Consider the following 13,654-nt stretch of genomic DNA (forward strand, 5'->3'; position numbering starts at 1 on the left):
ACATACCGGCCCTGATCCGATACCGCCCGGGCTGGACCGGTGGGCGCTATCGGTGATCGAAACAGGACCGGATACGCTGACTTGAGTGATGGCAACGACCTATCGACAAACCGTGTAATCGCCAGCAGACACCAGCAGACAGGAGACCCCTCGTGACCGTCGTCGGGCCGTTCGGGCTGAGCGTGCGGGACCAGGCTCTGGAAGCCGATGTCCAGGCCGGATTGGCGGCTGTCGAGGAAGGCTTGCTCGAAGCCACCAAGAGCGAGGTCCCGTTCATCACGGAGGCCGCGCAGCACCTCGTACGGGCCGGTGGGAAGCGGTTCAGGCCGCTGCTCGTCATGCTCGCGGCGCAGTTCGGCGATCCGTACGCGCCGGGCGTCGTGCCGTCGGCCGTCGTCGTGGAGCTGACCCACCTGGCCACGCTGTACCACGACGACGTCATGGACGAGGCGTCCGTGCGGCGCGGCGTGGACAGCGCCAACACCCGCTGGGGCAACTCGGTCGCGGTCCTCACCGGCGACTTCCTCTTCGCCCGCGCCTCTCAGATCCTCGCCGACCTCGGCCCCGAGGCGGTCCGGGTCCAGGCCCTCGCGTTCGAGCGGCTGGTCACCGGGCAGATCCTGGAGACCGCGGGACCCTCGGACGGCCGCGACCCGGTCGACCACTACCTGGACGTGCTCGGCGGCAAGACGGGCTCCCTGGTGGCCGTGTCGTGCCGGTTCGGCGCCATGATGTCCGGCGCCGACGAGACGGTCGTCGACGTGCTCACGCAGTACGGCGAACGGCTCGGGGTCGCCTTCCAGCTCGCGGACGACGTCCTGGACATCGCCTCCGACTCGCACGAGTCCGGCAAGACCCCGGGCACCGACCTGCGCGAGGGCATCCCGACGCTGCCCGTGCTCCGGCTGCGCGAGCGGGCCGCCCGCCTCGGCCTGGCCGAGGACATCGCGCTGTGCGAGCTGCTCGACTCCGACCTCAGCGACGACGCCCGGCACGCCGAGGCGCTGACCGCGCTGCGCGCGCACCCCGCGCTGGAGCAGGCCCGCCGGGACACCGTCCGGTACGCGGAGGAGGCGCGGGCGGCGCTCGCCCCGCTGCCGGAGTGCGACGCCAAGGCGGCGCTGCTCGAACTGTGCGACGCGGTGGTGCACCGGGCCGGCTGACCCGTCCCGCACCTGTCCTGAGGGCGGTGTCTCCCGCACGACCCCTACGGGTCGGGGGAGGCGCCGCCCTCGCGTGTCATACCGCAGGCGTACACGGAGTTGGCTCCGTGGTCTGACGCTTCCTCACGGCTGATTTGGTCAGATGGAAACCACGGAAATCACCACTCCTCACCGATTCGGGTGAGAATGGCGGCTCAGGTGGACCAGTGTGGGGACAGCCGCCGCCGACGACGGAGGTAAGGCACAGATGGCACCGTACGAATCCGACGAGGCAACGGGCGCCGGGCAGGGCGAGGACCTGCCCACGGGGCGCCGCAAAGCCGCCCGGTACGTGGTTCCGGTCGCGGTGGTGGGGGTGGCGGCGGCCACGATCGGGCTGGTCCCGGCTCTCGCCGACTCCGGTTCCCCCGATCTGCCGAAGATCACCGCACAGCAGCTCATCGAGAAGATCGCCAAGTCCGACGTGCAGCAGCTGTCCGGCACGGTGAAGGTCAGCACCGACCTCGGCCTGCCGGACCTCGGCGGCCTGGAGAGCAGCCTGGCGTCCGGGGCGGCCCAGGGCGGCGACGGCTCCTCCGCCGACCCGACGTCCAAGCTCACCGAGCTGGTCTCCGGCACGCACACCCTGCGCGTGGCGACCGACGGCCCGGACCGGCAGAAGCTCTCGCTGCTGGAGAGCGGCTCCGAGTACAGCCTCATCCACGACGGCAAGGACGTCTGGGGCTACGACAGCAAGAGCAACGAGGTCTTCCACGGCACCGCCGCCTCGTCCGGCAAGGAGCACCGGGCCGAGGCGCCGGCCACGCCCAAGGACTTCGCCGACGAGGCCCTGAAGTCGGTCGACGACACCACGTCCGTGACCGTCGACGGCACCGCGCAGGTCGCCGGCCGCGACGCCTACAAGCTGCAGATCAAGCCCAAGCAGTCCGGCACCACGGTCGGCGCGATCAGCATCGCCGTCGACGCGAAGACGGGCATGCCGCTCAAGTTCACGCTCACCCCGAAGAGTGGCGGCGCCGCCGTGCTCGACGCGGGCTTCACCCAGGTCTCCTTCGCCAAGCCGGCCGACTCCACCTTCGACTTCACCCCGCCCAAGGGTGCGAAGGTCACCGAGGAGAAGAAAGAGTCCAAGGCGCCCGAGCACGCCCCGAAGTCCGGCGACGACTTCGCCCAGGGCCTGGAGGGGGCCAACGTGCTCGGCAAGGGCTGGACGTCCATCGCCACCTTCGACACCGGCGCCAAGGGCGGCATGCCGTCCGGCTCCGAGGGCGGCGCCTTCGGCGGCTTCCTCGGCTCGCTCGGCGACCACGTCTCCGGGAAGTTCGGCAAGGGCACGGTCTTCTCCACCCGCCTGGTCAACGCCCTGATCACCGACGACGGCAAGGTGTACGCCGGAGCGGTCACCAAGGACACGCTGGTCAAGGCGGCCAACGAAGGGAAGTAACCCTTCCGGGGTACGGCACACGACGAATCGAGGGAGCCGATGGACGAACCGTCCGCCACGGAGCAGGACTCGGGGGACGCGCCGGCGCACGTCATCGCCACGCGCGGCCTCACCAAGCGCTACCGCGGCGGACAGCTCGCCGTCGACGGTCTCGACCTGACCGTCCCGGCGGGCAGCGTCTTCGGCTTCCTCGGCCCCAACGGCTCGGGCAAGACCACCACCATCCGCATGCTGATGGGCCTGATCGAGCCGACCTCGGGCACGGCCCGCGTCCTGGGCCGCCCCATGCCGCGGGCCGGCCGCGCCGTCCTCCCGCAGGTCGGCGCGCTGATCGAGGGCCCCGCCCTGTACGGCTTCCTCTCCGGCCGGGACAACCTGCTGCGCTACGACGCCGCCGACCCGACCGCCGACCCGCGCACCCGGCGGACCCGGGTCGCGGCCGCCCTGGACCGGGTGGGCCTCACGGCCGCCGCGGGCAAGAAGGCCAGGGCGTACTCGCTCGGCATGAAGCAGCGCCTGGGCCTGGCCGCGGCCCTGCTCCAGCCGCGCAAGCTGCTCGTCCTGGACGAGCCCACCAACGGCCTCGACCCACAGGGCATGCGCGAAATCCGCGCCCTGATCCGGGAGTTGGCCTCCGACGGCACGACCGTCTTCCTCTCCTCCCATCTCCTCGACGAGATCGAGCAGGTCTGCACGCACGCGGCGGTGATGGCACAGGGCCGCCTGATCACGCAGGGCGCGGTGGCCGACCTGGCGGCCGGGGCGCGCGGCCGGCTGGTGGTGACGACACCGGACGCGGGCGAGGCGGCCCGGCTGCTGAAGGAGCAGGGCGTCGGGGACGTGACCGTGGACGGCGACCGGGTGACCGGCGAGCCGCCCGAGCGGGACCTCGCCGAGGTCAACGCCGCACTGGTCACGGCGGGCGTCCGGGTCCGGGGTTTCACACTCGAACGGGCCTCCCTGGAGGACGCGTTCGTGGCACTGACGGGAGAGGGATTCGATGTCGCGGGCTGAGGCCGAGGCACTCAAGGCACCGGCCACCGCGGCCGGCCCCGGCCGTCCGAACCCCCTGTGGACCTTCGGGCTGCTGCGCAGTGAGCTGGTCACCACCGTCCGCCGCTGGCGCACCCTCGCGCTGCTCGGGGTGCTGGCGGCGGTGCCGGTGCTGGTCGGGATCGCGGTGCGGATCGAGACGCGGGGCGGCTCGACGGCGGGCCCGAGCGGCGGCGAAGGGCCGGCGTTCATCGCACAGATCACCAACAACGGCCTGTTCCTGGTGTTCACGTCACTGGCCGCGACCCTGCCGTTCTTCCTGCCGATGGCGGTCGGCGTGGTCGCGGGCGACGCGATCGCCGGCGAGGCGGGCGGCGGCACCCTGCGCTATCTGCTGGTCGCCCCGGCCGGCCGCACCCGCCTGCTGCTCACCAAGTACACGACGGTCATGGCCTTCTGTGTGCTGGCCACCCTGGTCGTGGCCGTCTCCGCACTGATCGTCGGCGCGCTGCTGTTCCCGCTCGGCGACCTCACCACCATCTCCGGCACCCGGATCAGCTTCGCCGAGGGCCTCGGCCGGGCGCTGCTGATAGCCCTGGTCGTCGCCGCCTCACTGGTCGGCGTCGCGGCCCTCGGCCTGTTCGTGTCGACGCTGACCAACAGCGGCATCGCGGCGATGGCGACCACCGTGGGCCTGCTCATCACCGTCCAGATCCTCGACCAGATACCCCAGCTGCACGCGCTGCAGCCGTACTTCTTCTCCCACTACTGGCTGTCCTTCGCCGACCTGATGCGCGACCCCGTCTACTGGGACGACCTGGTCACAAACCTCGGCCTCCAGGCGCTGTACGCGGCCGTGTTCGGCTCGGCGGCCTGGGCGCGGTTCACGACGAAGGACATCAACACGTAGGGTGCGGCGAGCCGCGCGGGACGGCTCAGGCGTCCTGGTGCGGGAAGCGGGCGAGGGGCGCCTCCTGCGCGAAGAACGTCTTGGCGCGCGTCAGCGCGTCGGTGTCCTTCCGCACGTCCCCGGGCGCGCTGCCGTTGCCGAGCAGCACCCCGCCGAAGCGCATCTTCAGATACGCGGCCGAGTTGTTGAGGGTGCCGACGAGGGGTTCGGCGACCGACGGCTCCCGTTCGGCGAGCGCCGCGACACCCCACAGCGTGCGCCCGGCCATCGTCGCCCTGAAGTCGATGCCCGGGGTACGCAGCCAGCCCGCCCAGTAGTCCAGGTAGCGCTTGGTGAGGCCGGAGACCGAGTACCAGTACAGCGGCGAGGCGATCACGATGTCCGTGGCCGCGAGCGTGGCGTCCAGCAGCAGGCCGGTCTCGGTGTCCGAGGTCGGTCGTACGCGGTCGCTGTCGTGCCGCACGTCCACGAAGTCGGGCAGCGGGTGCTCGGCCAGGCGGATCCACCGCTGCTCGACCTCTCCGGGCAGTTGCGCGGCGGCCTCGCGGGCCAGCAGTTCGGTGTTGCCGTCGAGGCGGGCACTGCCCAGGACGAACAGGAAACGGCGGCTCATGGGTCCCCCAAAGCGATCGATGTCATTCCGCGAATACCGGCGCATGCATTTTATGCATACGCAAGCAGTGGGGTTCAAGAGGCGTCAGGGGTGCGGCTGGTGCGAGGCTGTGACGTCGCGGTGACGCGGGAACCGAGCCGAGCCGACAGACTGGTTGGTAGGACGCGTACGACCGGGGTGCGACGCCGGGGGAGTGAGGGAACCGATGTCTCGACTCAGCTTCGAGAAGAAGCGGGTGCAGCAGCCCGTGACACACCCTGCGGTGGTGCAGGTCCGGGTGTCCGGCGCGGGCAGTGCCTCGGTGGGCGGGACGTCGGTCGTCGCGGCTCCGGGCGAGGAGATCCAGCACGCCGTGCTGAACCACCTCCAGCGCCTGGCCATCAGCCTGGGCACCCCCATACGAGCCACGATCCACGACGACCGCGCCGGCTGCGTGGTCCCCCTCGAGGTCTCGGCGGACGGCTCCAGCAGGGTGGCGGGAGACCCCGTCCGGGTCGCTCCGCGCGGCCCGCAGCCGACTTCAGCGCGGCCGGCCTCCCCGGTCGCGTCGGGCACGGTCCAGGCACCCAACGGGCAGTTCGGCCCGCCACCGGTGATGGACGCGCCCTCGGTCCGCGTCACCGTGCCGGACGCCGTGGATGCGTCCCCCGCCCGGGCCGCCGTTCCTGACACTGTGGATGCGTCCCTCGCCCGGGCCGCCGTACCGGACACCGTGGACGCACCCCCCGCCTCCGCCGCCGTACCCGAGAGCGCCTCCGCTCCGAAGGCCGACCTCGTGTCCGCCCCCGCCCCGAACCCCGACCTCGTGTCCGCCTCCGCTCCGAAGGCCGACTTCGTGTCCGCCCCCGCCCTGAAGCCCGCCCCCGTGTCCGCGTCCGCCCCGGCCGCCGTCCCCCTGCTCGATCCCGAGCCCGCGCCGGTCGCGTCGCCGACCCCCACCCCCGCCCGTGGCTTCGACGCCGTGGCCGAAGAGGTGCTCGGGGACGAGCCCGTGACCGAGACCGCGGAGGGGGCCGAGTTGCTGACCGAGCCGATGGCGCGGATCAACGAGGCTGTCCGGAGCGGCCGTATCGAGGTCGCGGCCGAACTCGCCGACCGCACGGTCGTCGAGGCGTCCGGGGTGCTGGGCCCCCGCCACCCCGAGGTGCTGCACCTGCGCGAACTGACCGCCTACATCGCCTACCTGGCGGGTGACCCGGTCCGCTCCTTCGGCCTCTCCCTGGAGCTCGCCCGGATGCGCCGGCAGGCCGCGGACGCCGAGGGCGCCTACGGCAACGTCCGGAGCGCGGCCACCGCCTGGCGGGCCGTGCGCGACCCGGAGGAGGGCCTGCGGATGGGCCGCGACCTGATCGACCTGTGGACGGACCTCACGGCGGAGCCGGGACCCGCGGCCGAGGACCCGCAGCCCCTGGAGTCGGCCCGCGCCCGCATGGTCCGCCTGACCGACCGCGCGGCCAAGGCGGCGCAGGCGCAGGCGCAGGCGTAACCGGCCGGCAAGCCCCCGTTCGCAAGGCCCCGTTCGCACGCCCCGGGCTACTGCACGCAGAACTCGTTGCCCTCCGGGTCCGCCATCACCGTCCACGCGCCGGCGGGCTCCTTCACCTCGCGCAGGACCCGTGCGCCGAGGGCCGTCAGTCGCGCCACCTCGTCCGCGCGCCGCTCGGCGCCGGGGTGCAGGTCGAGGTGGAGCCGGTTCTTGCCGGACTTCGCCTCCGGGACCCGCTGGAACAGCAGCCGCCGCCCCAGCCCCGTGCCGGAGTCCGGGTCGTAGGGGTCGTCGGGGTGCCGTACGGCGATCAGGTCACGGAAGGCGGCGCGGCCGTGGTGCTCGACCGTGGCCTCCTCGGGCAGCGCGCCGAGCGACAGCAGCCGTGCGACGAGCGCGCTGTTGTCCTCGGTCGTGTAGTGCAGCGCGGCGGCCCAGAAGTCGGCCTGTGCGTGCGGGTCGGCCGAGTCGATGACGAGCTTCCAGTGCAGTGGTGCGGGTGTCTGCGTCGACATGGGAACCACGTATAGCGCCCGCCACTGACAGCCGGCCCCTGCGTCAGGCGTCCACCGCGGCTGAGCTGGGCGTCTCGGTGCGGGGCGGCACGACCATCGCCCGCGGCCTCCGTGCGGCACGCAGCGCGTCCGTGGTGAGCAGGATCAGCGCCAGCCAGACCAGCGCGAAGCCGGCCCAGCGCGCGGCGGGCATCTCCTCGTGGAAGTAGAGGACGCCGAGCAGGAACTGGAAGACGGGGGCCAGGTACTGCAGCAGCCCCAGCGTGGACAGGGGCACGCGGATCGCCGCCGCGCCGAAGCAGACCAGCGGCAGCGCGGTGACGATGCCGGTCGAGGCGAGCAGGGCCGTGTGCCCCGCGCCCTCGGTCGCGAAGGTGGACCGGCCGTGCGCGGTCAGCCAGAGCAGGAAGGCGAGCGCGGGCAGGAACTGGATCGCGGTTTCTGCGGCCAGCGACTCGATGCCGCCGAGGGCGACCTTCTTCTTCACCAGCCCGTAGGTGGCGAACGAGAAGGCGAGGCAGAGGGAGATCCACGGCGGACGGCCGTAGCCGACGGTCAGCACGACCACGGCGGCGACGCCCACCCCGACCGCGGCCCACTGCACGGGCCGCAGCCGTTCCTTGAGGATCAGCACGCCCATGGCTATGGTCACCAGCGGGTTGATGAAGTACCCGAGGGACGTCTCGACCACATGGCCGGCGTTCACGGCCCAGATGTAGACGCCCCAGTTCACGGTGATGACGGCTGCGGCGAGCGCGATGAGGCCGAGCCGCCGCGGCTGCCGCAGCAGTTCCCCGGCCCAGGCCCAGCGCCGCATGACGAGCAGGGCGACGGCGACGAAGACGAGGGACCACACCATCCGGTGGGCCAGGATCTCCAGGGCTCCGGCGGGCTTCATCAGCGGCCAGAACAGCGGGACCAGTCCCCACATGCCGTACGCGGCGAAGCCGTTCAGCAGGCCTGTCCTGTGTTCTCTTTTGGACGTCCCGGCCACGGGCCCCTCCTTCTCGCTTCACTCACGCACGCGAGAACGAAGGTAGCGCCGAGCACCCCCGCCTGTCATGCCCGTATCGCCATACGGTCATGACAGGCGGTCGTGGCAGGCGGGGGTGCAGGTCAACCCTTGGGCTGTCAGCCCTTCAGCGCGGCGGCGACCGCCTCGGCGAGCGGGGTGCTCGGGCGGCCGGCCAGGCGGGACAGGTCGCCGGTGGAGACGACGAGTTCGCCCTTCTCGATGGACGCGTCGACGCCGACGAGGATCTCGGCGAACGGCGCGGGCACGCCGGCGCCCGCCAGGATGCCCTTGAGGACCTCACCGGTGACGGCGTTGTAGGCGATCTCCTTGCCGGTCTGCCGGCTCAGCTCGGCCGCGTACTCGGCGAAGCTCCACGCCACGTCGCCGCCCAGCTCGTACGTCGTGTTCTCGTGACCCTCGCCGGTCAGCACGGCGACCGCGGCGGCCGCGTAGTCGGCGCGCGAGGCCGAGGAGACCCGGCCCTCGCCGGCCGCCGCGACGACCGCGTCGTGCTCCAGCACCGGGGCCAGGTTCTCGGTGTAGTTCTCGTGGTACCAGCCGTTGCGCAGCAGGCTGTAGGGCAGGCCGGAGGCGAGCAGCGCCGCCTCGGTGGCCCGGTGGTCGTCGGCGAGCGCGGCCTTGAGGCTGCCCGGGGCGCTGGTGTACGCGAGCAGCGCCACGCCGGCCGCCTTGGCGGCGTCGATGACGACCTGGTGCTGCTGGACCCGGCCCTTGTCGAACTCGTTGCCGGAGATCAGCAGGACCTTGTCACCGGCCGCGAACAGGCCGTCGAAGGTCTCGGGCGCGTTGTAGTCGGCGATCGCGAGCTTCACCCCGCGGGCCGTGAAGTCGGCGGCCTTCGCCTCGTCGCGGACGACGGCGGTGATCTGCTCCGCCGGAACCTTCTCCAGCAGCTGTTCCACGACGTGGCGGCCGAGGTGTCCGGTCGCTCCGGTGATGACGATGCTCATGGTTCGCAAACTCCTTGTGGGGTGGCTATGGCACTCACCCTAGGAGGTGCACTAACCATGCGAAAGTACCCACTTTGAAGTAAGGTACTGGCATGGCAGTAAGTAACGCGCGTGCGCGCACCGGAGCCGAGGCCGAGGCCATGTGCCCCTACCGGCTCGTCCTGGAGCACGTCACCAGCCGCTGGGGCGTGCTCGTCCTGATCGAGCTGATGGAGGGCTCGCGGCGGTTCAGCGAGCTGCGGCGGGCGATCGACCAGGTGGGCCGCATCAGCGAGAAGATGCTCACCCAGACCCTGCAGACCCTGGAGCGCGACGGCCTGGTCCACCGGGACGCCAAGCCGGTCATCCCGCCCCGCGTCGACTACTCGCTCACCGACCTCGGCCGGGAGGCGGCGGAGCAGGTGCGGTCCCTGGCGCAGTGGACGCGCGACCGCATGGGCGAGGTGGAGAAGTCCCGCCGGACGTACGACGAGGCCCGGGAACTCCGCTCCCGGGCCTCGTGATCGCAGAGCGGCGGGATCAGCCGACGACCGTCCAGGTGTCCCCGCCGGCCAGCAGCGCGGCCAGATCGCCCTTGCCGTGCTGCTCGATGGCCGTGTCCAGCTGCTCGGACATCTGGACGTCGTACACCGGCCGCTCGACGGAGCGGAACACACCGATCGGGGTGTGGTGCAGCGTGTCGGGGTCGGCCAGCCGGGAGAGGGCGAAGGCGGTGGTGGGGGATGCGGACTTCGCGTCGTGCACCAGGATGTCCGCCTCGTTCTCCGGGGTCACCGTCACCACCTTCAGGTCGCCGGTCTGCCGGTCCCGTACGACACCGTGCGCCCCGTCGGCGCCGAACCGGATCGGCTGCCCGTGCTCCAGCCGGATCAGCGTCTCCTCGGCCTGCTGCTTGTCCTTCAGGGCGTCGAAGGCGCCGTCGTTGAAGATGTTGCAGTTCTGGTAGATCTCGATCAGGGCCGTGCCCGGGTGGTCGGCGGCCGCGCGCAGCACCTCGGTCAGGTGCTTGCGGTCGGAGTCGATCGTGCGCGCGACGAAGGACGCCTCCGCGCCGATCGCCAGCGACACCGGGTTGAACGGCGCGTCCAGCGAGCCCATCGGGGTCGACTTGGTGATCTTGCCGACCTCGGAGGTCGGGCTGTACTGGCCCTTGGTCAGGCCGTAGATCCGGTTGTTGAACAGCAGGATCTTGAGGTTGACGTTGCGGCGCAGGGCATGGATCAGATGGTTGCCGCCGATGGACAGGGCGTCGCCGTCACCGGTGACCACCCACACGCTCAGGTCCCGGCGGGAGGAAGCCAGGCCCGTCGCGATGGCCGGGGCGCGGCCGTGGATGGAGTGCATCCCGTAGGTGTTCATGTAGTACGGGAAACGGGAGGAGCAGCCGATGCCGGAGACGAAGACGATGTTCTCCTTCGCCAGGCCCAGCTCCGGCATGAACCCCTGGACGGCGGCCAGGATCGCGTAGTCACCGCAGCCCGGGCACCAGCGCACCTCCTGGTCGGACTTGAAGTCCTTCATGGACTGCTTGGCCTCGGCCTTGGGAACCAGCTGCAGCAGCGAGTGGGTGGCGTCAGTCATCGATGGCCTCCTTCAGCGCGGCGGCGAGCTGTTCCGCCTTGAACGGCATGCCGTTGACCTGGTTGTACGAGTGGGCGTCGACCAGGTACTTCGCCCGGATCAGGGTGGCGAGCTGCCCGAGGTTCATCTCGGGGATCACCACCTTGTCGTACGAGGTGACCACCGCTCCGAGATTGCGCGGGAACGGGTTGAGGTGGCGCAGATGCGCCTGTGCGATCGACTCGCCGGCCTTGCGCAGCCGCCGTACCGCGGCCGTGATCGGCCCGTACGTCGAGCCCCAGCCCAGGACCAGCGTCTTCGCCCCGTGCGGGTCGTCGACCTCGATGTCCGGCACGTCGATGCCGTCGATCTTGGCCTGGCGGATGCGGACCATGAAGTCGTGGTTGGCCGGGTCGTAGGAGATGTTGCCCGTGCCGTCCTGCTTCTCGATGCCGCCGATGCGGTGCTCCAGGCCCGGCGTGCCCGGGATCGCCCACGGGCGGGCCAGGGTCTGCGAGTCCCGCTTGTACGGCCAGAAGACCTCGGTGCCGTCCTCCAGCGTGTGGTTCGGGCCGGACGCGAACTGCACGCGCAGGTCCGGCAGCTCGTCCGGGTCCGGGATCCGCCACGGCTCGGATCCGTTGGCCAGATAGCCGTCGGAGAGCAGGAACACCGGGGTGCGGTACGTCAGCGCGATCCGGGCGGCCTCCAGGGCCGCGTCGAAGCAGTCGCCCGGGGTCTTCGGGGCGATGACCGGGACCGGGGCCTCGCCGTTGCGGCCGTACATCGCCTGCAGCAGGTCAGCCTGCTCGGTCTTGGTGGGCAGACCGGTCGAGGGGCCACCGCGCTGGATGTCCAGGACGAGCAGCGGCAGCTCCAGGGAGACCGCCAGGCCGATCGTCTCGCTCTTGAGCGACACACCGGGCCCGCTCGTCGTCGTCACCGCGAGCGAGCCGCCGAAGGCCGCCCCCAGCGACGCGCCGATGCCGGCGATCTCGTCCTCCGCCTGGAAGGTCCGCACGCCGAAGTTCTTGTGCTTGCTCAGCTCGTGCAGGATGTCCGAGGCCGGCGTGATCGGGTACGAGCCCAGGAACAGCGGCAGATCCGCCTGCTGCGACGCGGTGATCAGGCCGTAGGCGAGGGCGAGATTGCCGGTGATGTTGCGGTAGGTGCCGACCGGGAAGGTCTCGGTGGCCGGGGCGACCTCGTAGGAGACCGCGAAGTCCTCGGTCGTCTCGCCGAAGTTCACGCCCGCCCGGAACGCGGCGATGTTCGCCGCCATGATCTCCGGCTTCTTCGCGAACTTCGACTTCAGGAACTTCTCGGTGCCCTCGGTCGGCCGGTGGTACATCCAGCTCAGCAGGCCCAGCGCGAACATGTTCTTGCTGCGCTCGGCCTCCTTGCGGGAGAGGTCGAACTCCTTCAGCGCCTCGACGGTGAGGGTGGTCAGCGGCACGGGGTGCAGGCTGTAGCCGTCGAGCGAGCCGTCCTCCAGCGGGGAGGCGGTGTAGCCGACCTTCTGCAGGGCACGCTTGGTGAACTCGTCCGTGTTGACGATGATCTCGGCGCCGCGCGGCAGGTCGCCGATGTTGGCCTTCAGGGCGGCCGGGTTCATCGCGACCAGCACGTTCGGCGCGTCGCCCGGGGTGAGGATGTCGTGGTCGGCGAAGTGGAGCTGGAACGAGGAGACGCCGGGCAGGGTGCCGGCGGGGGCGCGGATCTCGGCGGGGAAGTTCGGCAGGGTGGAGAGGTCGTTGCCGAAGGACGCGGTCTCCGAGGTGAACCGGTCACCGGTGAGCTGCATGCCGTCACCCGAGTCCCCCGCGAACCGGATGATCACCCGATCCAGGCGCCGCACATCCTTGGCTCCGCCCGGTTTGCGCTGCTCTCCCACGACGGTTCCGTCGGCCTGCTCCGCTGGGCTGCTGACCTGACTGGTCACTGAACTGGACCTCCTTCGAGGCGGCTGTCCGGAGATGGTCGTCCCAGAGACCATCCCGATATCAACCCTACGTCGGTTAGGGTCGCCTTCCCGTGGCCATCCGCGGACGGGTGGCTTTTCGGGACGGCTGGTCGCGCTGACTGCTCATGCTTTCCCGTATCGCTGGAGCATCGATCAAGGCGCTCCCCGCGTGTTTCCCGGTTGTCTCCTGCTGTCTCCTGCGGCCTCCCACCCGGACGTCCGGTCTCCACAGAAGCCGGACGGACTGACACACTGCTGACACAGTGTCAGCCCGTTACGAGTTCAGGTACGTGAGCACGGCCAGAACACGCCGATGATCGCCGTCGCTCTGGGAGAGCCCGAGCTTCAGGAAGATGTTGCTGACGTGCTTCTCCACGGCCCCGTCGCTGACCACCAGCTGCCGGGCGATCGCCGAGTTCGTCCGGCCCTCCGCCATCAGCCCCAGCACCTCGCGCTCACGCGGGGTGAGCCCCGCCAGCACGTCCTGCTTGCGGCTGCGCCCGAGCAGCTGCGCGACCACCTCGGGGTCCAGCGCCGTACCGCCCTCGGCCACCCGCACCACGGCGTCCACGAACTCCCGCACCTCGGCGACCCGGTCCTTGAGCAGATAGCCCACGCCCCGGCTGGAACCGGCCAGCAGCTCGGTGGCGTAGCGCTCCTCCACGTACTGCGACAGCACCAGCACCCCGAGCCCGGGGTGCGCCTTGCGCAGCCGTACGGCCGCCCGCACGCCCTCGTCGGTGTGCGTCGGCGGCATCCGTACGTCCGCCACCACCACGTCGGGCAGCGTGCCCTGCGCGTCCAGGTCGGCGATGGTCTTGATCAGCGCCTCCGCGTCCCCGACGCCCGCCACGACATCGTGCCCGCGGTCGGTCAGCAACCGGGTCAGGCCCTCCCTGAGCAGCACCGAGTCCTCGGCGATGACGACCCGCACCCTGTCCTCCACGATCTCCCGGCCCCCCACAGCCCGACCTTCCGACGGTGTCCTGTACGAAGGTCCAGCATTCCAGCATTCGGGCCG

13 protein-coding genes are annotated in these 13,654 nt (G+C 71.1%); 6 read left to right on the forward strand and 7 right to left on the reverse strand.

Translation table 11 applies throughout. From position 1 onward, the window contains the following. Window positions 1–152 precede the first annotated feature (152 nt). The 4 genes from ACFYZZ_RS40165 to ACFYZZ_RS40180 all read left to right on the forward strand — a co-directional run bounded on the left by ACFYZZ_RS40165 (window position 153) and on the right by ACFYZZ_RS40180 (window position 4,510). Window positions 153–1,163 (forward strand): polyprenyl synthetase family protein, encoded by a 1,011-nt coding sequence (locus ACFYZZ_RS40165; protein ID WP_386577132.1) that lies wholly within the window; start codon window positions 153–155, stop codon window positions 1,161–1,163. Window positions 1,164–1,410: 247 nt separating this feature from the next. Then, window positions 1,411–2,607, forward strand: a complete 1,197-nt coding sequence (locus tag ACFYZZ_RS40170) for an outer membrane lipoprotein carrier protein LolA (protein WP_389187452.1) — start codon at window positions 1,411–1,413, stop codon at window positions 2,605–2,607. A 39-nt stretch (window positions 2,608–2,646) separates the two neighbouring features. Beyond that, window positions 2,647–3,621 carry an ABC transporter ATP-binding protein gene (locus ACFYZZ_RS40175; protein WP_389187455.1) on the forward strand — a complete coding sequence of 325 codons (975 nt, stop codon included), beginning with the start codon at window positions 2,647–2,649 and terminating at the stop codon, window positions 3,619–3,621. Continuing rightward, entirely contained in the window at window positions 3,608–4,510 is a 903-nt protein-coding gene (locus ACFYZZ_RS40180) for an ABC transporter permease (RefSeq protein WP_389187458.1), read from the forward strand. Before ACFYZZ_RS40175 ends, ACFYZZ_RS40180 begins: the two co-directional genes overlap by 14 nt. Window positions 4,511–4,535: 25 nt before the next feature. On the opposite strand, the gene ACFYZZ_RS40185 is transcribed toward ACFYZZ_RS40180, so the two are convergent. Next, entirely contained in the window at window positions 4,536–5,123 is a 588-nt protein-coding gene (locus tag ACFYZZ_RS40185; protein ID WP_389187460.1) for a flavodoxin family protein, read from the reverse strand. Window positions 5,124–5,328: 205 nt separating this feature from the next. On the opposite strand from ACFYZZ_RS40185, the gene ACFYZZ_RS40190 reads away from it, so the two are divergent. After that, the gene (locus tag ACFYZZ_RS40190; RefSeq protein ID WP_389187463.1) at window positions 5,329–6,609 is read left to right on the forward strand and encodes a tetratricopeptide repeat protein; all 1,281 of its coding nucleotides are present in this window, start codon (window positions 5,329–5,331) and stop codon (window positions 6,607–6,609) included. Window positions 6,610–6,656: 47 nt separating this feature from the next. Here the strand turns inward: ACFYZZ_RS40190 and ACFYZZ_RS40195 are convergent, their stop codons facing one another. The 3 genes from ACFYZZ_RS40195 to ACFYZZ_RS40205 form a co-directional block, all read right to left on the reverse strand. Then, window positions 6,657–7,124 carry a VOC family protein gene (locus ACFYZZ_RS40195; RefSeq protein WP_389187466.1) on the reverse strand — a complete coding sequence of 156 codons (468 nt, stop codon included), beginning with the start codon at window positions 7,122–7,124 and terminating at the stop codon, window positions 6,657–6,659. 43 nt (window positions 7,125–7,167) lie between these two features. Beyond that, complete coding sequence (rarD, locus tag ACFYZZ_RS40200) at window positions 7,168–8,118, reverse strand: EamA family transporter RarD (RefSeq protein WP_389187469.1); 951 nt, start codon at window positions 8,116–8,118, stop codon at window positions 7,168–7,170. A gap of 137 nt (window positions 8,119–8,255) precedes the next feature. Then, window positions 8,256–9,110 (reverse strand): SDR family oxidoreductase, encoded by an 855-nt coding sequence (locus tag ACFYZZ_RS40205; protein WP_389187472.1) that lies wholly within the window; start codon window positions 9,108–9,110, stop codon window positions 8,256–8,258. Between the two features lie 92 nt (window positions 9,111–9,202). On the opposite strand from ACFYZZ_RS40205, the gene ACFYZZ_RS40210 reads away from it, so the two are divergent. Next, the gene (locus ACFYZZ_RS40210; RefSeq protein ID WP_389187475.1) at window positions 9,203–9,613 is read left to right on the forward strand and encodes a winged helix-turn-helix transcriptional regulator; all 411 of its coding nucleotides are present in this window, start codon (window positions 9,203–9,205) and stop codon (window positions 9,611–9,613) included. Window positions 9,614–9,629: 16 nt separating this feature from the next. On the opposite strand, the gene ACFYZZ_RS40215 is transcribed toward ACFYZZ_RS40210, so the two are convergent. The 3 genes from ACFYZZ_RS40215 to ACFYZZ_RS40225 form a co-directional block, all read right to left on the reverse strand. Beyond that, window positions 9,630–10,691, reverse strand: coding sequence for a 2-oxoacid:ferredoxin oxidoreductase subunit beta (locus ACFYZZ_RS40215; protein WP_389187478.1), 1,062 nt, complete (start codon window positions 10,689–10,691; stop codon window positions 9,630–9,632). After that, window positions 10,684–12,612, reverse strand: a complete 1,929-nt coding sequence (locus tag ACFYZZ_RS40220) for a 2-oxoacid:acceptor oxidoreductase subunit alpha (RefSeq protein WP_389187480.1) — start codon at window positions 12,610–12,612, stop codon at window positions 10,684–10,686. Before ACFYZZ_RS40220 ends, ACFYZZ_RS40215 begins: the two co-directional genes overlap by 8 nt. A 295-nt stretch (window positions 12,613–12,907) precedes the next feature. Further along, the gene (locus tag ACFYZZ_RS40225; protein ID WP_315903872.1) at window positions 12,908–13,567 is read right to left on the reverse strand and encodes a response regulator transcription factor; all 660 of its coding nucleotides are present in this window, start codon (window positions 13,565–13,567) and stop codon (window positions 12,908–12,910) included. Window positions 13,568–13,654 lie beyond the last annotated feature (87 nt).

Origin of the sequence: Streptomyces sp. NPDC001816, assembly GCF_042892235.1 — a bacterium.
Taxonomy (GTDB): Bacteria; Actinomycetota; Actinomycetes; order Streptomycetales; family Streptomycetaceae; genus Streptomyces.